This window comes from Nocardioides ochotonae (genome assembly GCF_011420305.2).
Lineage (GTDB): Bacteria > Actinomycetota > Actinomycetes > Propionibacteriales > Nocardioidaceae > Nocardioides > Nocardioides ochotonae.
Map to the genome: position 1 here is coordinate 2,409,023 of NZ_CP061769.1, position 17,903 is coordinate 2,426,925.

A 17,903-nucleotide genomic window follows, 5' to 3' on the forward strand; every position below is an offset into this window, starting at 1 on the left:
GGTCAGTCCTCGGGGTCGGCGGCGAGGTCCTCGTCGTGGGTGCCCGGTCGCGGTGCCCACGGCAGCTCCCGGGCGGCGCGGACCACGACCAGCCGGTCCCCGCGCGCGAGCAGCGAGACCACCGGGTCGAAGTAGCGGTAGACCTTCTCGTCGCGCACGACCGAGATCACCTGGTCGGGCAGCGACTGCGGTGGGCGCCCGACCTCGGACACCAGCAGCTCGCGCTCGGCGACCTCCAGGCCGTGGCCGTAGGTGAGCAGGTCCTCCATGACCGACCCGAGCGTCGGCGACAGCGAGGAGAGCCCCAGCAGGCGGCCGACGGCGTCGGAGGAGGTGATCACCGAGTTGGCGCCGGACTGCTTCATCAGCGGGGCGTTCTCCTGCTCGCGCACCGAGGCGACGATCCAGGCGTCCGGGTTGAGCTGGCGCACGGTGAGCGTGGCCAGCACGTTGGAGGCGTCGGAGTCGGTGGTGATGATGATCTGGTCGGCCTCCCCCACTCCGGCACGCCGCAGCACGTTGCGCCGCGTGGCGTCGCCGGTGACGACCGCCAGCCCGTCGGCGTGGGCGTCCTGCAGGGCGGTGCCGCTGGGGTCCACGACGACCACCGCCTCGCGGTTCAGCCCGTTGCGGACCAGGGTGTCGACGGCGCTGCGGCCCTTGGTGCCGTATCCGACGACCACGACGTGGTGACCCATGTGCTTCCTCCAACGAGCCACCCGGAACATCTCCCGGCCCTGCGAGGCGAGCACCTCGAGGGTGGTCCCGATGAGGAGGACCAGGAAGGCGATACGGGCGGGGGTGATGACGAAGGCGTTGATCGTGCGGGCGGTCTCGCTCACGGGGGCGATGTCGCCGTAGCCCGTCGTGCTCAGTGTGACGGTGGTGTAGTAGATCGCGTCCAGCAGGTCGATCTGGCCGGTGGGGTCGTTGCCGTCGACGTAGCCGTCGCGGTCGAAGTACACCAGCATGACCGTGCCGACCAGGATCGCCAGCGCGGCCAGCAGCCGCCGGCCCAGCTCCCACCACGGCGAGCGCACGCGCTCGGGCAGGGACACGACGCCAACGCCCTCCTGGGCGGGGTCGGGAGGGGCGACGGGCACGTCCCGAATCTAGTCCCCTCCGGCCCGGATGGCGCCACTGCGGCCCCGCTCACCGGCGCGTCCCGGACCAGACCCCCGGGATCAGGCTTCCGGTTCAGACCTCCGGCGCCGGCGCCGGCGCCGCCGCGGGGCGCTCGCGCCCGCCCAGCTGTCGCAGCCGCTGCACCAGCTCGCGACGGGCGCGCGAGGTGGAGGACTGCGCGAAGACCTGGTCGAAGGCGGCGTTGACGGCCGCGCCGATCAGCACCGCGATCGCCACCACGTAGAGCCAGAGCAGCACCGCGATCGGCGCGGCCAGCGGCCCGTAGACCGAGCGGGAGTCGGCCGCGGTCGCGGTGAGCACCCAGCGCAGCAGGTAGGAGCCGACCACCCAGGCGAACAGCGAGAACGTCGCGCCCGGGAGGTTGAATCGCCAGCTGGTCCGCACCGGCACCGACACGTGGTAGAGCGTGGCCAGGAAGCAGATGCAGACCAGCACCACCACCGGCCAGTAGAAGCCGAGCACGAAGTCGAAGCCCCCGGGCAGCCAGTCGCGCAGCAGCGCCGGGCCGAGGACCATCAGCGGGACCGCGACGACGCCGGTCACCAGCGCCAGCACGTAGAGCACGAACGACAGGGCACGGGTGCGGACGATCCCGCGCGACCCGCCGAGCCCGTGCATGATCGTGATGGTGTCGACGAAGACGTTGAGCGCCCGCGACCCCGACCACAGCGCGAGCACGAAGCCCAGCGAGATGACGTCGAAGCGCCCGCCCTCGAGCACGTCGTCCATCGTCGGCACGATCACCCGCTCGACCGCACCGTCGGTGAGCAGCCGCGAGGACAGCTCGATCACCGCGTCGCGCACGTTCGCCACCTCGTCCGGGGAGAACCGCCCGGTGACGTAGCCGATCGCGCCGGCCATCGCGAAGATCAGCGGCGGCACCGAGAGCACCGCGAAGAACGCGCCCTCCGCGGCGAGCCCGGTGACCCGGTGCCGCAGGCACGAGCCCACGGTGCTGACCACCAGGCGCCACAGGGTGTGGCGAGCGCGCCTCAGCCGGTCCGCCGTCGCCGCCCCGGCCGCTGCGTGCCGGGAGTGCGAGGCCATGGCACTTACCGTAACCACATGGAGACCTCCCACCCGCGATCTGCGCTCCGCGTCGTCATCAACCAGGCGCCCCCGCTGGTGGGGCACAACGTGGTCACCGCCGACCTCGCGCTGAGCGAGGCCGTCGTCCGCCACGCGGGCGACGCGGTGCTGGCCGACCTGGTGCCGCTCGGGGCGGACGCCGGCAGCGCGGAGGCCCGCGAGCACGGCCTTCTGGCCAACGAGCACCCGCCGCGGCTCACGGCGTACGACCGCTACGGCCACCGCGTCGACGAGGTCGCCTTCCACCCCTCCTGGCACTGGCTGATGGAGCGTGCGGTCGGCCACGGCCTCGGCGCCACGGCCTGGGAGCAGCAGGAGGACGGCGACGCCCACGCCCACGTACGCCGCGCGGCCGGGTTCATGGCCTGGTCGCACACCGAGCCGGGCCACGGCTGCCCGGTCTCGATGACGTACGCCGCGGTGCCCGCGCTGCGCACCGACCCGGCGCTCGCCGCGGAGTGGTCCCCGCTGCTGGCCTCGCGGATCTACGACCCCGGCGTGCGCCGGCCCGAGGACAAGCTCGGCGCGCTGGCCGGGATGGGGATGACCGAGAAGCAGGGCGGCTCCGACGTCCGCACCAACCGCACCGAGGCGCGGGCGACGGGCACCGAGGGCACCTACACGCTGCACGGCCACAAGTGGTTCACCTCGGCACCGATGAACGACGTCTTCCTCATGCTCGCCCAGGCGCCGGGCGGGCTGAGCTGCTTCGTCGTGCCGCGGGTGCTGCCCGACGGCACCCGCAACCAGCTCGACGTGGTGCGGCTCAAGGACAAGCTCGGCAACCGCTCCAACGCCTCCGCCGAGCTCGAGCTCGACGGCACCGTCGCGGTCCGGCTCGGCGAGGAGGGTCGCGGGGTCCGCACGATCATCGAGATGGTCGCCGCCACCCGCCTGGACTGCGTGCTCGGCTCCACCTCCCTCATGCGCCGCGCGGTCTCCGAGGCCGCCTGGCACGCCGCGCACCGCTCGGCCTTCGGCGCGCGACTGCTCGACCAGCCGCTGATGCGCAACGTCGTCGCCGACCTCGCCGTCGAGACCGAGGCGGCCACCGCGCTCGCCCTCCGACTCGCGGCGGCCGTCGACGACCTCGCCGACCCGCACGAGGCCGCGCTGCGCCGCATCGCGCTGCCGCTGGCGAAGTTCTGGGTCTGCAAGCGCACCCCCGCCGTGGTGGCCGAGGCGCTGGAGTGCCTGGGCGGCAACGGCTACGTCGAGGAGTCGGTGCTGCCGCTGCTGTTCCGCGAGTCCCCGCTCAACTCGGTGTGGGAGGGCTCGGGCAACGTCAACGCCCTCGACGTGCTGCGCGCCATCACCCGGGAGCCGGAGGCGCTGAACGCGTGGATCACCGAGGTCGGCCGCGCCCGCGGGGGCGACGCCCGCCTCGACCGGGCCGTCGACGACACCCTCGCCCTGCTCGGCTCGCTGATGGCCGACGCCGAGCGGCTCGAGGTCGGCGCGCGCCGACTGGCCGGCCGGATGGCCGCGGTGCTCCAGGGCTCGCTGCTGGTGCGCTTCGCCCCGCCCGAGGTCGCCGACGCGTTCTGCGCCTCCCGTCTCGGCACGTCGTACGACGGGACGTTCGGCGCGCTCGAGGGCGGCGACCTGCGCGCCCTGGTCGAGCGCGCGACGCCGCGCGTCTGAGGCGGCCACCCGCCGTTTCCGGGCGGCGCGCGCGGGTAAGGGACTGTGACGCAGCCCACACCTGCCGGAGGTGCCCCGTGACCACCGCCCACGAGCGAGACCAGGGAGAGGGCCGGCGCACCGACGTCGACCAGGCCTTCCTCGACAACGCGACGTACCGCAGCCTCGGCGAGCAGCACCTGTCCCCGCGCGAGGAGCGCTTCGAGAAGACCCGGCGCACCGTCGGCCTGGTGCTGGCGCCGCTGGTCACGATCGTCTTCCTGCTCGTGCCGACCGGGCTGGAGGACGAGCAGCACACGCTCGCCGCGGTGCTGCTCGGCGTCATCGTCCTCTGGGTCACCGAGCCGGTGCCGATCCCCATCGGCGGCTTCATCGGCATCTGCGCGATCGTGCTGCTCGGCGTGGTCACCGCCGACGAGGCCCTCGAGCCGTTCGGCTCCTCGACCGTGTTCACCTTCATCGGCGCCTTCATCCTCGCCCAGGCCATGCTCAAGCACGGCGTCGCGCGGCGCTTCGCGATGTTCGTGCTGAGCCTGCCCGGCATCGGCACCTCGACGATCCGGATCATCATCGCCTTCGGCGCGATCACCGCGCTGCTCTCGGCCTTCGTCTCCAACACCGCGACCGTCGCGATGCTGCTGCCGACCGCGATCGGCATCCTCACCGTGGTCGCCAAGCTGCTCCAGGCCCGCGGCGAGGTCGCCGAGGACTTCGACCCGCTGCGGCTGCGGGTGGGCGCGGCGCTGATGCTGATGCTCGCCTACGGCGCCAGCGTCGGCGGGCTGCTGACTCCGGTCGGCTCCCCGCCCAACCTGATCGGGCGCGGCCTGATCGAGGAGGCCACGGGCGAGCGGATCTCGTTCCTCGACTGGGTGATGATGGCGCTGCCGATCTGCGCGCTGATGTTCGTCGCGCTCGCGGTGCTGGTGCTGCTGCTCAACCGCCCCGAGACCCGCCACCTCGAGGGCGTCGAGGAGTACGTCCGCGAGGAGAAGGCCCGCCTCGGCGCCTTCTCGGTCGCCGAGCGCAACACGCTGATCGCCTTCACCGTCACCGTGACGCTGTGGATCCTGCCCGGCGTCGTGGCCCTCGTCGCCGGCACCGACTCCAGCACCTACGAGACGGTCACGAACCGCCTCGACGAGGGGATCGTGGCGATCCTCGGCGCCTCTCTGCTCTTCCTGCTCCCGACCAAGTGGGAGGAGCGCGAGTTCACGCTGCGCTGGAGCGACGCGGCCCGCATCGACTGGGGCACGGTCATGCTGTTCGGCACCGGCATCATCTTCGGCAGCCTGCTGGAGTCCAGCGGCCTGGCCGAGACGCTCGGCAACGGCGCGTCCGACACGCTGGGCCTCTCCAGCGTGTTCTGGATCACCGTGTTCGCGGTCGCGCTGGCCATCCTCGTCTCCGAGACGACCAGCAACACCGCCTCGGCGGCGGTGGTGGTGCCGATCATCATCCCGATCGCCGTCGCGGCGGGGGTCAACCCATTCGTGCCCGCGCTCGCCGCGACCTTCGCGGCCTCGTTCGGGTTCATGCTCCCGGTCTCGACCCCGCAGAACGCCATCGTCTACGGCTCCGGCGCGGTGCCGATCACCACCATGATCCGCACCGGGGCGTCCTTCGACGTGATCGGCGCGATCCTGATCGTGATCCTCCTGCCGGTGATGGCCTCGATGATCGGCCTGGTCTGAGGTGGCCCACGAGATCGGCGTCATCCCCGGCGACGGGATCGGCGCGGAGGTGATCGACGCGACCCGCACCGTGCTCGACGCGGTCGCCGACGTGCACGACCTGGAGCTGTCCTGGGTGGAGCACGACTGGTCGTGCCGGCGCTACGCCCAGACCGGGACGATGATGCCCGAGGACGGACTCGACACCCTGGCCCGGCACGACGCGATCCTGCTCGGCGCGGTCGGCTGGCCCGGCGTCCCCGACCACGTGTCGCTGTGGGGGCTGCTGATCCCGATCCGCCGCCACTTCCGCCAGTACGTCAACGAGCGCCCGATCGCGCTGTTCGAGGGGATGACCAGCCCGCTGCGCGCCGTCGAGCCCGGCGGCCTCGACCTCGTCGTCGTGCGCGAGAACGTCGAGGGCGAGTACAGCGAGATCGGCGGGCGGATGAACCGCGGCTTCCCCGACGAGATGGCCGTGCAGGAGGCGGTCTTCACCCGGGCCGGGGTCAGTCGGATCGCCGACCATGCCTTCGACCTCGCGCGCCGCCGACGCGGCTACCTGACCTCGGCGACCAAGAGCAACGGGATCGTGCACACCATGCCGTTCTGGGACGAGGTGGTGCGCGAGCGGGCCGCCGCGCATCCCGACGTGCGCTGGGACAGCGAGCTGATCGACGCGCTCGCCGCGAAGATCGTGCTGGAGCCCGGCCGGTTCGACGTGATCGTGGCCTCCAACCTGTTCGGCGACATCCTCAGCGACCTCACCGCGGCGGTCGCCGGCAGCATCGGGATCGCGCCGTCGGCCAACCTGGACCCGACGCGCGAGCACCCCTCGATGTTCGAGCCGGTGCACGGCTCGGCACCCGACATCGCGGGGAAGGGGATCGCCAACCCGATCGGCACGGTGTGGTCGGCGGTGCTGATGCTCGACCACCTCGGCCACGGCGAGGCGGCCGCGCACCTGATGGACGCCGTACGCCGCAGCCTGCGCGAGCCCGCGACCCGCACCCGCGACCTCGGCGGGAGCGCCGGCACGGCGGAGGTCGTCGAGGCGCTGGTGGCAGCGGTGCGCGCCTGACCCGTCCGAGCCGGAACGCAGCACGGCCGCCCGCCCCGGTGGGGCGGACGGCCGTGCGGAGCCGGAGCGGCTCGGGGTCAGGAGAGCTCGAGACCCGGGTACAGCGGGTGCTTGTCGAGCATCTCGGCCGAGGCCGAGCGGACCCGGTCGGCCACGCCGTCGGCGAGCGCGTAGCTCGCCTTCGAGGGGCCGCCGGCCTTGGTGGTGCCCGGGGTGGTGTTCGAGAGCACCTCGACGATGAGCTCGGCGGTCCGGTCGAACTCGTCGCGGCCGAAGCCACGGGTGGTCAGCGCCGGGGTGCCGAGCCGGATGCCGGAGGTGTACCAGGCGCCGTTCGGGTCGTTCGGGACCGAGTTGCGGTTGGTGACGACGCCGGCGTCGAGCAGCGCCGACTCCGCCTGGCGGCCGGTGAGGCCGAAGGAGGTGACGTCGAGCAGCACCAGGTGGTTGTCGGTGCCGCCGGTGACCAGGTTGGCCCCGCGGCGCAGGAAGCCCTCGGCGAGCGACTTGGCGTTGTCGGCGACGTCCTGGGCGTAGCCGCGGAAGGACTCCTGGCGGGCCTCGGCCAGGGCGACGGCCTTGGCGGCCATCACGTGGCTGAGCGGGCCGCCGAGCACCATCGGGCAGCCGCGGTCGACGGACGGGGCGTACTCCTTGGTGGCCAGCACCATGCCGCCGCGCGGGCCGCGCAGGGACTTGTGGGTGGTCGTGGTGACGACGTGGGCGTGCGGGATCGGGTCCTCGTCGCCCGTGAACACCTTGCCGGCGACCAGACCCGCGAAGTGCGCCATGTCGACCATCAGCGTCGCGCCGACCGAGTCGGCGATCTCGCGCATCTTGGCGAAGTTCACCCGGCGGGGGTACGCCGAGTAGCCGGCGACCAGGATGAGCGGCTTGAACTCGCGGGCCTTGGCGGCGAGCGCGTCGTAGTCGATCAGGCCGGTGACCGGGTCGGTGCCGTACTGCTGCTGGTGGAACATCTTGCCCGAGATGTTCGGGCGGAAGCCGTGGGTGAGGTGGCCGCCGGTGTCCAGGCTCATGCCGAGCAGCCGCTGGTTGCCCAGCTCGCGGCGCAGCGTCTCCCACTCCTCGTCGGTGAGGTCGTTGACGTTCTTCTTCTCGGCGCGCTCCAGCCACGGGCCCTCGACGCGGTGCGCGAGGATCGCCCAGAAGGCGGTCAGGTTGGCGTCGATGCCGGAGTGCGGCTGCACGTAGGCGTACTCGGCACCGAAGAGCTCGCGGGCGTGCTCGGCGGCGAGCGCCTCGACGGTGTCGACGTTCTGGCACCCGGCGTAGAAGCGGTGCCCGACCGTGCCCTCGGCGTACTTGTCGCTCAGCCAGGTGCCCATCGTGAGCAGCACCGCCGGCGAGGCGTAGTTCTCGCTCGCGATCAGCTTCAGCGAACCGCGCTGGTCGGCCAGCTCCTGGCGGGTCGCCTCCGCGATCCGGGGCTCCACCGAGGCGATGACCTCAAGAGCTTGGGAGTAGGCGCTGCTGGTGAGGGCATCGAGGTCGCTCATGGTGCTCAGCCTAGAACGGCCCGCGGCAGGGCCGCCCATCGTGCCCACTCCCGGGACGCGGAATGCCGGGCACGGATGCGACCTGCGCCACACCGGACCCGCGATCCACGCGTGGAGCGCTCCGCAGCGTCTCAATCCGTGGACCCGCGTCTCACGGCATGAGATTGATGGTTGTGGGCGGACCTTCCGAGGACTGAGACTCCTTGACATGGTCACTGCTGCTACCCACACCCACCTCGTGGTCCGACGCCACGTGGACTTCGGGCGTACCCGCAGCATGATGTGTTGGCCCCGCTGAGCCGCACGCACGTCCACGACGTACCTGCGGCAACCGCCGCCCCGAGTCACTCCCGGGCGCACGGTTGCGGAAGGCCGACCAGACCCCGATGACGTGGTCCGGGCCCTGACGAAGTCGCGCGCACTCCCCTGCAAGGAAGCCCTCACGTCCATGTCTGACCAGACCGCCGCACGCACCCCCCGCCCCCGCCCCAAGCGCGGTGAGGGCCAGTGGGCTCTCGGCCACCGTGAGCCGCTGAACAAGAACGAGCAGTCCAAGAAGGACGACAACCCGCTCAACGTCCGCGCCCGGATCATCAACATCTACTCCAAGCGCGGCTTCGACTCCATCGACCCGGCCGACCTGCGCGGCCGCTTCCGCTGGATGGGCCTCTACACCCAGCGCGCCCCCGGCTTCGACGGCGGCAAGACCGCGACGGTGCCGGAGGAGGAGCTCGACGACCGCTACTTCATGCTGCGCGTGCGCTCCGACGGCCGCCTGCTCGCACCGGCCGCCGTCCGCGCCCTCGGCACCATCGGCCAGGACTTCGCCCGCGACACCGCCGACGTCACCGACCGCGCCAACATCCAGTACCACTGGATCCGCGTCGAGGACGTGCCGGCGATCTGGGACCGCCTCGACGAGGCCGGGCTGAGCTCGCTGGAGGCATGCGGCGACTCCCCGCGCCCGTTCCTGGGCTCGCCGGTCGCCGGCGTCGCCGCCGACGAGATCATCGACGGCAGCTCCGCGCTGGAGGAGATCTACCGCCGCTACATCGGCGACCCGGCGTTCTCGAACCTGCCGCGCAAGTTCAAGACCGCGCTGACCGGCCACCCCAGCCACGACGTCTCCCCCGAGACCAACGACGTCTCCTTCGTCGGCTCGGTGCACCCCGAGCACGGCCCCGGCTTCGACGTGTGGGTGGGCGGTGGCCTGTCGACCAACCCGATGCTCGCCGCCAAGCTCGGCGTCTGGGTCCCGCTCGAGGACGTGCCCGACGTGTGGGAGGGCGTGGCCTCGGTCTTCCGCGACTACGGCTACCGCCGGCTGCGCTCGCGTGCCCGCCTGAAGTTCCTGGTCAGCGACTGGGGCGTGGAGAAGTTCCGCGAGGTCCTCGAGACCGAGTACCTCGCCAAGCCGCTGGTCTCCCTGGACTCGCCGGTCTCCCCCGTCGGGCACCGCGACCACATCGGCGTGCACGAGCAGAAGGACGGCAAGTTCTACGTCGGCGTCGCGCCGACCGCCGGCCGGATCTCCGGCACCACGCTGGTGCAGCTCGCCGACCTGCTCGAGGAGTTCGGCGTCGCCGGCGTCCGCCTCACGCCGTACCAGAAGATCGTGCTGATCGGCGTCGAGCCGGCGGTGGTGGAGGACCTGCTCGCCCGCCTCGACGAGATCGGGCTCTCCGCGCGCCCCTCGAACTGGCGGCGCAACACGATGGCCTGCACCGGCATCGAGTTCTGCAAGCTCGCGATCGTCGACACCAAGGAGCGCGCGCGCCGCCTCGTCACCGAGCTGGAGCGTCGCTTCCCCGAGCTGGACACCCCGATCAGCATCAACGTCAACGGCTGCCCCAACGCCTGCGCCCGCACCCAGGTCGCCGACATCGGTCTCAAGGGCCAGCTGGTCATGGCCGACGGCGAGCAGGTCGAGGGCTTCCAGGTGCACCTCGGCGGCGCGACCGGGCTGAAGGCCAACTTCGGTCGCAAGCTGCGCGCCCACAAGGTGACCAGCGCCGGGCTCGACGACTACGTCACGGCAGTGGTCACCGCCTACCTGGAGGACCGCCAGGACGGCGAGTCCTTCGCCGACTGGGTGGTGCGCGCCGACGAGCAGCTGCTGCGCGGCGAGCCCCGCCTCCAGGAGGTCGGAGCACCATGAGCGAGCGCGCCGCCCCCTTCCACTGCCCCTACTGCGGCGAGGAGGACCTGCGTCCCCACGAGATCGTCGCCAAGGACGGCGAGGTCAGCTCGCCGCACGGCACGTGGGAGTGCCGGGGCTGCATGCGCGCGTTCTCGCTGAAGTACCTCGGTCTGCTGCGGCGCGACCGTGACCGCCACACCGGCCCCGAGACAGGCAAGGAGGGAACCGCATGAGCACCGCCTCCTCCGTCGCCGCGCGCAACGCCCGCGGCGTGCAGACCGACGGCCGCAGCCCCGAGGAGCTGCGCGAGATCGTCTCCCACTGGGGCGCCGAGCTCGAGCTGGCGCCCGCCGAGGTGATCATCGAGTGGGCCGCCGCCACCTTCGGCGAGCGCTTCTGCGTCACCTCCTCCATGGGTGACGGGCTGCTGGCCCACCTGGTCTCGAAGGTCGTGCCCGGCGTCGACGTGCTGTTCCTCGACACCGGCTACCACTTCGTCGAGACCCTCGGCACCCGCGACGCGGTCGCCGCCACGCTCGACGTCAACCTGCTCTCGATCACGCCCGTGCAGAGCGTGGCCGAGCAGGACGCGACGTACGGCAAGGAGCTGTACCGCACCGACCCCGACCTGTGCTGCAAGCTGCGCAAGGTCGAGCCGCTGAGCCGGATGCTCTCCGGGTACGACGCGTGGGCCACCGGCCTGCGTCGCGCCGAGACCCGCAACCGGGTCATCGCACCGGTGATCGGCTGGGATGCCAAGAAGAGCAAGGTCAAGGTGTCCCCGCTCGCCCGCTGGAGCGACGAGCAGGTCGATCGCTACACCTCCGAGAACGGCATCCTGGTCAACCCGCTCGTCTACGACGGCTACCCCTCGATCGGCTGCGAGCCGTGCACCCGTCGGGTCGCCCCCGGCGAGGACCCGCGCTCGGGCCGCTGGGCGGGGATGAACAAGACCGAGTGCGGGATCCACACATGACCCGCTGCCCCAGCACCACCCGCCCGTCCCAGACCCGGAGCGACAGTGCCGTCGCCCCGCACACCGAAGCACCGCACCCGAGGAGGCCGTACTGATGGCTGCTCCCGCCCTGGTGGCGCTGGCTCACGGAAGCCGTGACCCCCGCTCCGCCCAGACGATCACCGCCCTGGTCGACGAGGTCCGCGCCATGCGCCCGGACCTGCGCATCGAGCAGGCGTTCCTCGAGCTGTCCCGACCCTCGTTCCAGACGGTCGTGGACCGCCTGGTCAAGGCCGGGCACGAGGAGATCGTCGTCGTCCCGCTGCTGCTGACCGACGCCTTCCACGCCAAGGTGGACGTGCCGGCCGCGATCGAGGCCGCCACCCAGCGCCACCCCGGGCTGAAGATCCGGGCCACCGCGATCCTCGGCCTGGAGACGCGCTTCCTGGAGGTGCTCGACGAGCGCCTGCGTGCGGCACTCTCGCAGGCCCGGGTCCGCGAGCTCGACGCGCTCGTGCTGGCCGCCGCCGGCTCCAGCGACCCGCTCGCCAACCAGGCGGTCGCCCGCCTCGCGCGCGTCTGGGGCAGCCACCACAAGCTGCCCGTGACGGCTGCCTTCGCCTCGGCCGCACCGCCGGCCGCCGGTGAGGCGGTGCGGGCGTTCCGTGCCGAGGGCCGCCGCCACATCGCGGTCGCCTCGCTGTTCCTCGCCCCGGGCTTCCTCCCCGACCGGGCCGCCGAGCTGGCCCTCGAGGCCGGAGCGGTCGCCGTGTCGGACCCTCTGGGTGCCCACCCGGAGGTCGCGCGCACGATCCTGGCGCGCTACGCCGTCGGCGCCGTGGAGCTCGTGCCGGTCTGAGCCCGTCCGCTCACCGCACCACGCAGCGGCGGCCGGTCGTCCTCGAGACGGCTGGCCGCCGCTGTTCCTCGTTCAGCCCACGAGGTGGGCGAGGAGCCTCACCAGCTCGGCGGCCGGGTCGTCGGTGAGCCCGCCGTGCACCGGGCCGGGCTGGATCACCGTGCTCTTGGGCGCCTTGAGGAACCCGAAGCGCTGGCCCGCCGGGTGTGCGGAGGCCGCGCCACCGCGCTCGTCGCCGGCGCACACGCCCTCGGCGAAGGCCAGCGCGCCGCAGACCTGATCGACGTCGAGGCCGGGGAACAGCGCAGCGAGCCGGTCGCGGTCGGCGTCCCAGCGGGCGGCGAGGAAGTCGGCGGCCTGGCAGTACAGGACCACCCCGACGTTGAGGAACTCCTCGCGGTCCACGCGCGGCACGCAGCGCAGCACGACGTACTGGTAGGGCAGGCGGGTGCTCATGCGTGCACCCCCGGCAGCCAGGCGCGGGTGGCGAAGCGGGCGGTGAGGAACTCGACGTACGCCGCGCGCACCGCCTCGGGGGTCTCGGCGCCCGGCACCGGCTCGAGCCAGGCGTCGGGCACCACGGCGAGGGTCTCGACGAAGTCGTCGCGGCCCAGCGTGGCGCTGATCCGCTCGTCGGCTGCCGGCAGCCCGCCGGCGTACGCCGCGAGCACGTGGTCGTCCATCGACCACGGCTGTGCCGCGAAGCGGGCCGGGTCGCTGATCCCGCCGCGCCAGCCGTGGTGGAAGTACAGCGAGGCGCCGTGGTCGATGACCCACAGGTCGCCGTGCCACAGCAGCAGGTTGGGGTTGCGCCAGCTGCGGTCGACGTTGGCGCAGAACGCATCGAGCCACAGCACCGTCGCGGCCACGTCCGGGTCGGCGACCTCGCCGTCGAAGCCGAACGAGCCGGGGAGGAAGTCCACGCCGAGGTTGAGCCCGACGCTCGCCACCAGCAGGTCCTGGACCTCCTCGTCGGCCTCGTAGCGCGCGAGGCTCGCGTCGAGGTCGAGCCCCACCAGGCGCGGCGTACGCAGGCCGATGCGGCGGGCGAGCTCGGCGACGATCACCTCGGCCACGAGCACCCGCACCCCCTGACCGGCTCCGCGGAACTTGCACACGTAGGTGCCGAGGTCCTCCGCCTCGACCACGCCGGGGAGGGAGCCGCCCTCCCGCAACGGCGTGACATAACGGGTCACGGCCACGACAGGGATCACGGCGTCACCCTAGCGAGGTGGCGCCCGCCGGAATCAACGGCAGGACACGCCGCGGACCCCGGTGAGACTGATCGCACAGCTCGTGGGTGTGAGCAGGGAGAGTGCGGGGAAAGAAGCGACAGCGGGCCTCGGGGCCCCTCACCTACCTCCACCAAGAACAGGATGATCCCGTGCGCATTCGCCCATTCCTGGCAGCACTGCTGACCACCGCACTCGTCGGCCCGACCGCCGCCGTGATCAGCACCGCCGCCCCGGCATCGGCCGCCGAGTCGACCCGCATCGTCAGCGGGAACAGCAACACCCCGTGGCTCTACCCCGGCTACCGCAGCCAGGGCAAGATCCCCGCGGTCGGCGAGACCCTCAGCCTCTCGATCAACGTGCAGACCACCGGCGGCAGCCAGATCTACGACGGCTCCCTGCAGGTGCAGTTCAAGGCCGCCGGCAGCTCGTCGTGGAAGACCGTCGCGAGCTCCTCGACCGCCTACCTCTACGACTCCATCAAGGCGCGCCAGAACGGCACCTACCGCGCCGTGTACGGCGGCACCTCCGCCTACAGCAGCTCGAGCATCGAGAAGACCCAGAAGGTGCAGCGCAAGCTGTCCATCCAGGGCATCAGCGGCAAGCGCGCTGGTTTCAAGGGCAAGGTCAGCCCCAAGGGCAAGGTCGGGGTCGTCGTCCAGAAGAAGGCCGGCAAGAAGTGGAAGGGCTTCCGCACCCTGAAGACCGACAAGAAGGGCCGCTTCACGGTGTACCTGCCGGCCCCGCGCACCGGCCGGTTCCAGTGGAAGATCACCTTCAAGGGCAACAAGAAGTTCGCCAAGACGATCGTGCGTGGCTACACGTACTGATCACTCCCACCCAGCGTCGCCTCCGAACGGGTCAGGCGCTCGGCTCCGTGCCGAGCAGCCTGGCCCGTTCGGCGTCCACGTCGAAGTCCGCGGGCGGCCACGCGAGGTCCATCTCCCGCAGCGCCGCCAGCAGGATCTGCGCCACCGCCAGGTTGCGGTACCACTTGCGGTCGGCCGGCACCAGGAACCAGGGTGCCGCGTCGGTGTTCGTGCGGCACAGCGCGGCCTCGTAGGCGGCGCGGTACTCCCCCCAGCGGGCCCGGTCGTCGATGTCGTCGGGGCTGAACTTCCAGTGCTTGGCCGGGTCGTCGAGTCGTGCCAGCAGCCGGGCGAGCTGCTCCTCCGGGCTGATGTGCAGCAGGCACTTCACGATCGTCACGCCGTCGTCGACGAGCTCGGCCTCGAAGGCGTTGATCGCCTCCATGCGGCGCTCGATCTCCGCGGGATCCGCCAGCCCGCGCACCCGCGCGACGAGGACGTCCTCGTAGTGGGAGCGGTCGAAGACCCCGAGGTCACCGGCCGGAGGCAGCACCCGGCGCACACGCCACAGGAAGTCGTGCGCGCGCTCCTCCGCGGTCGGCGCCCGGAAGGACACCGTGCGCACGCCCTGGGGGTCCACCAGCCCGACGGTCTTGCGGACGGTCCCGCCCTTGCCGGATGTGTCCATGCCCTGGAGCACCAGCAGCAGCCGCTGTCGTCCGCCCACCCGACCGTGGGCGAAGAGCCGTTCCTGCAGCTCGGTGAGCTCGCGGCCGAGAAGCTCGAGCGCTGCCTGCCCGGCTGCCTTGTCGCCGTCGAAGCCCGGCGTGGTGCGGGTGTCGACGGCCCTCAGGTCGACGGGACCCGGAGCCAGCCGGGTCGGGTGGGCGATCGCCATGACTCGATCCTCGCGGGCGGTGTCAAGCCCTCGACGCGTTGCCGGCGTCGCGGTCCGGCGCGCGGTCAGTGCGCGAGGCCGCCCCGGCGGTCGACGAGCGGCGGCTCGCTCGACCACGGGAAGTTGATCCACTTCTCGGTGCGACGCCAGGTGTAGTCCGGCTTCACGACCGACCACGGCTTCTCGTAGATGACGGCGGTGCGCGCCTCCGCGACGTGGTCACCGCAGAACTCGCGGACCACCTGGAGGGTGCGACCGCTGTCGGCGACGTCGTCGGCGACGAGCACCTTCAGCCCGGACAGGTCCACGGCCGCCGGGGTCGGCGGCAGCATCATCGGCACGTCGAGGCGCTGGTCGACGCCGGTGTAGAACTCCACGTTGACCGCAGAGAGGTTCTTCACGTCCAGGGCGTAGCCCAGGCCCATGCCGAGGCCGAGCCCGCCGCGGGCGATCGCCAGCACCAGGTCGGGCTGGTAACCGGAGTCGACCACCTGCTGGGCCAGCTCGCGCACGGCCACACCGAACAGCTCATAGGTCAGGATCTCGCGCTCATCGTCGGCCACCCTCGCATTGTGCACCGCCGTGGACCGCGGGGTCCGAGGGAGCCTGGTCTCAGTCCAGGTCGATGTCGGGCTCGTCACGGCCCGCGTCGGCCAGTTCCTCGCGCACCACGGAGAACGCCAGGCCCGAGGAGTAGCCCTTGCGGGCCAGCATCCCGACCAGGCGCCGGGTGGCGGTCTGGTCGTCGACCCGGGACAGGGAGCGGAGCTTCTTGCGCACCAGTCGGCGCGCCGCCTCCTCCTCGTCGGCCGGGTCGATCTCGTCGAGGGCGTCGCGGGCGACCTCGTCGTCGATCCCCTTGCGACGCAGCTCCTGGGCCAGCGCCCGGCGGGCCAGGCCCTTGCCGGGCTGCCGACTGGCGATCCAGGCCCGCGCGAACGCCTCGTCGTCGACCAGCCCGACCTCCTCGAAGCGATCGAGCAGCGCGGTGGCGATCTCGGGCGGGACGTCCTTGCCCGCGAGCTTGTCGGCGAGCTCCTTGCGGCTGCGCGCCTGCCCGGTCAGCTGGTCGAGCAGGATCTTGCGCGCGACGGCTTCCGGATCGGCGGGCGGCCCGAGCGCGGCGACGTCGTCGGGGGGCGGCGTCCGGCGCGTGCGCCGGCCGCCCGTCGTACGACGGGTGCCGCGAGCGCTGCTGCGCCGGCCGCTCGGACGCTCCTGCCCGGTGCCATCGGGGGTGTCGCCCGGGGTGTCGTCCGGGCCGTCGGCCGGTGCCGACGGCGGAGCGGAGGCGCGTTGGGTCCACGCATCCACACCCGCCGAGACGTCACCGAGCCACGACGGCGGCGGCCGGTCCTCCCTCACGTGGAGCTCCCTCAGAAGTCGTCGACGCCGATCGGCTCGGCCGTCGCGACGGCGTCGGTCTCGACGCTCGGGATCACGCCGAGCTTCTCGAGGATGCGCTTCTCGAGCTCGTTGGCCAGGTCGGGGTTGTCCTGGAGGAACTTGCGGGAGTTCTCCTTGCCCTGGCCGAGCTGGTCGCCGTCGTAGGTGTACCAGGCGCCGGCCTTGCGGACCAGGCCCGCCTCGACGCCGACGTCGATGAGGCCGCCCTCGCGGCTGATGCCCTTGCCGTACATGATGTCGAACTCGGCCTGCTTGAACGGCGGGGCGACCTTGTTCTTGACCACCTTGACGCGGGTGCGGTTGCCGACCATGTCGGTGCCGTTCTTCAGCGTCTCGATGCGGCGCACGTCGAGGCGCACCGAGGAGTAGAACTTCAGCGCGCGACCACCGGTGGTGGTCTCGGGCGAACCGAACATCACGCCGATCTTCTCGCGCAGCTGGTTGATGAAGATGGCGGTGGTGCCGGAGTTGTTGAGCGCACCGGTCATCTTGCGCAGCGCCTGGGACATCAGGCGCGCCTGCAGACCGACGTGGCTGTCACCCATCTCGCCCTCGATCTCGGCGCGCGGCACGAGCGCGGCCACCGAGTCGATGACGATGAGGGAGAGCGCGCCCGAGCGGACCAGCATGTCGGCGATCTCCAGGGCCTGCTCACCGGAGTCGGGCTGGGAGACCAGCAGCGCGTCGGTGTCGACACCGAGCGCCTTGGCGTAGTCGGGGTCGAGGGCGTGCTCGGCGTCGATGAAGGCGACGATCCCGCCCGCGGCCTGGGCGCTGGCCACGGCGTGCAGCGCGACGGTGGTCTTACCCGACGACTCCGGGCCGTAGATCTCGACCACGCGGCCACGCGGCAGGCCACCGAGGCCGAGGGCGACGTCGAGGGCGATCGACCCGGTGGGGATCACCTCGAGCGGCGCGCGCGTCTCATCGCCCAGGCGCATGACCGAGCCCTTGCCGAAGGACTTCTCGATATTGGCGAGCGCGGCATCCAAGGCCTTCTCGCGGTCTCCACCAGCCATGTCAATCCCCATCTGTTCGTCGGTGTGTCAGGTACGTCTGCGACGCTAGAGCGAGCCACCGACAAAGCCTGATCAGCTCGTCGCGACTGTGGACGACCTCGCCCGGCGTCGTACCTGTGCACACACCATAGCCCGAACATCTGTTCGACATGGCCTCGGCGCGCCGCGTGTCGCGCGCGCCGTCGTCAGACGGGTGTGACGCTCAGCGCTCGCGGGCGGGGAGCTCGAGCGCCTGCCACACCGCTGCCCACACCTGCTTGGGCGACTCGCCGGCGGCGAGCGCCTCGCTGGCCGTGCGTCCGCCGAGCTCGGCCATCACGAACTGGTCGGCCCACACCCGGCAGTACCCGGCTCCCAGGGCCTGCTCCATGCGTGCCCAGAACTCCGTGTGCCTCATGGGCCACACCGTAGAACAGGCCCCGGGACCTCCC

Annotated in this window: 18 protein-coding genes; 8 read left to right on the plus strand and 10 right to left on the minus strand. The window is 71.9% G+C overall.

Annotated features, from left to right (window positions below; genetic code table 11):
* Positions 1 to 2: 2 nt before the first annotated feature.
* Together HBO46_RS11695 and HBO46_RS11700 are read right to left on the minus strand one after the other, a co-directional pair.
* Positions 3 to 1,103: a potassium channel family protein gene (locus tag HBO46_RS11695; protein ID WP_224769011.1), complete on the minus strand. Its 1,101-nt coding sequence runs from the start codon at positions 1,101 to 1,103 to the stop codon at positions 3 to 5.
* Between the two features lie 94 nt (positions 1,104 to 1,197).
* On the minus strand, positions 1,198 to 2,193 hold the full coding sequence (locus HBO46_RS11700; protein ID WP_166139349.1) for a YihY/virulence factor BrkB family protein: 996 nt from the start codon (positions 2,191 to 2,193) through the stop codon (positions 1,198 to 1,200).
* An 18-nt stretch (positions 2,194 to 2,211) separates the two neighbouring features.
* Between HBO46_RS11700 and HBO46_RS11705 the strand changes: the two genes are divergently transcribed.
* From HBO46_RS11705 to HBO46_RS11715, 3 genes are all read left to right on the plus strand, one after another.
* Positions 2,212 to 3,879: an acyl-CoA dehydrogenase family protein gene (locus tag HBO46_RS11705; protein ID WP_166139348.1), complete on the plus strand. Its 1,668-nt coding sequence runs from the start codon at positions 2,212 to 2,214 to the stop codon at positions 3,877 to 3,879.
* Positions 3,880 to 3,956: 77 nt separating this feature from the next.
* Positions 3,957 to 5,573, plus strand: a complete 1,617-nt coding sequence (locus tag HBO46_RS11710) for an SLC13 family permease (RefSeq protein ID WP_166139346.1) — start codon at positions 3,957 to 3,959, stop codon at positions 5,571 to 5,573.
* A 1-nt stretch (position 5,574) separates the two neighbouring features.
* Positions 5,575 to 6,633 carry a tartrate dehydrogenase gene (locus tag HBO46_RS11715; protein WP_166139344.1) on the plus strand — a complete coding sequence of 353 codons (1,059 nt, stop codon included), beginning with the start codon at positions 5,575 to 5,577 and terminating at the stop codon, positions 6,631 to 6,633.
* 77 nt (positions 6,634 to 6,710) lie between these two features.
* Here the strand turns inward: HBO46_RS11715 and HBO46_RS11720 are convergent, their stop codons facing one another.
* Positions 6,711 to 8,153 (minus strand): glycine hydroxymethyltransferase, encoded by a 1,443-nt coding sequence (locus HBO46_RS11720; protein WP_166139342.1) that lies wholly within the window; start codon positions 8,151 to 8,153, stop codon positions 6,711 to 6,713.
* Between the two features lie 448 nt (positions 8,154 to 8,601).
* Between HBO46_RS11720 and HBO46_RS11725 the strand changes: the two genes are divergently transcribed.
* From HBO46_RS11725 to HBO46_RS11740, 4 genes are all read left to right on the plus strand, one after another.
* Positions 8,602 to 10,311: a nitrite/sulfite reductase gene (locus HBO46_RS11725; RefSeq protein WP_166139340.1), complete on the plus strand. Its 1,710-nt coding sequence runs from the start codon at positions 8,602 to 8,604 to the stop codon at positions 10,309 to 10,311.
* Positions 10,308 to 10,526 carry a hypothetical protein gene (locus HBO46_RS11730; protein WP_166139338.1) on the plus strand — a complete coding sequence of 73 codons (219 nt, stop codon included), beginning with the start codon at positions 10,308 to 10,310 and terminating at the stop codon, positions 10,524 to 10,526. The genes HBO46_RS11725 and HBO46_RS11730 overlap by 4 nt, the downstream gene beginning before the upstream one ends.
* A complete protein-coding gene (locus HBO46_RS11735) occupies positions 10,523 to 11,269 on the plus strand; it encodes a phosphoadenylyl-sulfate reductase (RefSeq protein ID WP_166139336.1) in 747 nt (248 codons plus the stop codon). The genes HBO46_RS11730 and HBO46_RS11735 overlap by 4 nt, the downstream gene beginning before the upstream one ends.
* Positions 11,270 to 11,363: 94 nt before the next feature.
* Positions 11,364 to 12,107: a sirohydrochlorin chelatase gene (locus HBO46_RS11740; RefSeq protein ID WP_166139334.1), complete on the plus strand. Its 744-nt coding sequence runs from the start codon at positions 11,364 to 11,366 to the stop codon at positions 12,105 to 12,107.
* A 72-nt stretch (positions 12,108 to 12,179) separates the two neighbouring features.
* Here the strand turns inward: HBO46_RS11740 and HBO46_RS11745 are convergent, their stop codons facing one another.
* Both HBO46_RS11745 and HBO46_RS11750 read right to left on the minus strand, forming a co-directional pair.
* Complete coding sequence (locus HBO46_RS11745) at positions 12,180 to 12,563, minus strand: DUF3037 domain-containing protein (protein WP_166139333.1); 384 nt, start codon at positions 12,561 to 12,563, stop codon at positions 12,180 to 12,182.
* A complete protein-coding gene (locus tag HBO46_RS11750) occupies positions 12,560 to 13,303 on the minus strand; it encodes a HipA family kinase (RefSeq protein WP_224769012.1) in 744 nt (247 codons plus the stop codon). The genes HBO46_RS11745 and HBO46_RS11750 overlap by 4 nt, the downstream gene beginning before the upstream one ends.
* A 188-nt stretch (positions 13,304 to 13,491) precedes the next feature.
* Here HBO46_RS11750 and HBO46_RS11755 point away from each other — a divergent pair, with 188 nt between their 5' ends.
* Positions 13,492 to 14,169, plus strand: a complete 678-nt coding sequence (locus tag HBO46_RS11755; RefSeq protein ID WP_166139329.1) for a peptidase associated/transthyretin-like domain-containing protein — start codon at positions 13,492 to 13,494, stop codon at positions 14,167 to 14,169.
* A 31-nt stretch (positions 14,170 to 14,200) separates the two neighbouring features.
* Here HBO46_RS11755 and HBO46_RS11760 read toward each other — a convergent pair whose 3' ends face one another.
* From HBO46_RS11760 to HBO46_RS11780, 5 genes are all read right to left on the minus strand, one after another.
* Complete coding sequence (locus HBO46_RS11760) at positions 14,201 to 15,046, minus strand: PPK2 family polyphosphate kinase (protein WP_166139327.1); 846 nt, start codon at positions 15,044 to 15,046, stop codon at positions 14,201 to 14,203.
* Between the two features lie 65 nt (positions 15,047 to 15,111).
* Complete coding sequence (locus HBO46_RS11765; protein ID WP_166139326.1) at positions 15,112 to 15,609, minus strand: phosphoribosyltransferase; 498 nt, start codon at positions 15,607 to 15,609, stop codon at positions 15,112 to 15,114.
* A 49-nt stretch (positions 15,610 to 15,658) separates the two neighbouring features.
* Positions 15,659 to 16,411 (minus strand): regulatory protein RecX, encoded by a 753-nt coding sequence (locus tag HBO46_RS11770; protein ID WP_166139324.1) that lies wholly within the window; start codon positions 16,409 to 16,411, stop codon positions 15,659 to 15,661.
* A gap of 11 nt (positions 16,412 to 16,422) precedes the next feature.
* Positions 16,423 to 17,484: a recombinase RecA gene (gene recA / locus HBO46_RS11775; protein ID WP_449866936.1), complete on the minus strand. Its 1,062-nt coding sequence runs from the start codon at positions 17,482 to 17,484 to the stop codon at positions 16,423 to 16,425.
* Between the two features lie 190 nt (positions 17,485 to 17,674).
* Complete coding sequence (locus HBO46_RS11780) at positions 17,675 to 17,869, minus strand: DUF3046 domain-containing protein (protein ID WP_153323887.1); 195 nt, start codon at positions 17,867 to 17,869, stop codon at positions 17,675 to 17,677.
* Between the last annotated feature and the right edge of the window lie 34 nt (positions 17,870 to 17,903).

Bases quoted from the DNA above. Each gene is read 5' to 3' on its own strand.
- HBO46_RS11700 (WP_166139349.1), bottom strand. From the start codon at position 2,193: ATGGCCTCGCACTCCCGGCACGCAGCGGCCGGGGCGGCGACGGCGGAC.
- HBO46_RS11705 (WP_166139348.1), top strand. From the start codon at position 2,212: ATGGAGACCTCCCACCCGCGATCTGCGCTCCGCGTCGTCATCAACCAG.
- HBO46_RS11720 (WP_166139342.1), bottom strand. From the start codon at position 8,153: ATGAGCGACCTCGATGCCCTCACCAGCAGCGCCTACTCCCAAGCTCTT.
- HBO46_RS11725 (WP_166139340.1), top strand. From the start codon at position 8,602: ATGTCTGACCAGACCGCCGCACGCACCCCCCGCCCCCGCCCCAAGCGC.
- HBO46_RS11730 (WP_166139338.1), top strand. From the start codon at position 10,308: ATGAGCGAGCGCGCCGCCCCCTTCCACTGCCCCTACTGCGGCGAGGAG.
- HBO46_RS11735 (WP_166139336.1), top strand. From the start codon at position 10,523: ATGAGCACCGCCTCCTCCGTCGCCGCGCGCAACGCCCGCGGCGTGCAG.
- HBO46_RS11740 (WP_166139334.1), top strand. From the start codon at position 11,364: ATGGCTGCTCCCGCCCTGGTGGCGCTGGCTCACGGAAGCCGTGACCCC.
- HBO46_RS11745 (WP_166139333.1), bottom strand. From the start codon at position 12,563: ATGAGCACCCGCCTGCCCTACCAGTACGTCGTGCTGCGCTGCGTGCCG.
- HBO46_RS11760 (WP_166139327.1), bottom strand. From the start codon at position 15,046: ATGGCGATCGCCCACCCGACCCGGCTGGCTCCGGGTCCCGTCGACCTG.
- recA (WP_449866936.1), bottom strand. From the start codon at position 17,484: ATGGGGATTGACATGGCTGGTGGAGACCGCGAGAAGGCCTTGGATGCC.
- HBO46_RS11780 (WP_153323887.1), bottom strand. From the start codon at position 17,869: ATGAGGCACACGGAGTTCTGGGCACGCATGGAGCAGGCCCTGGGAGCC.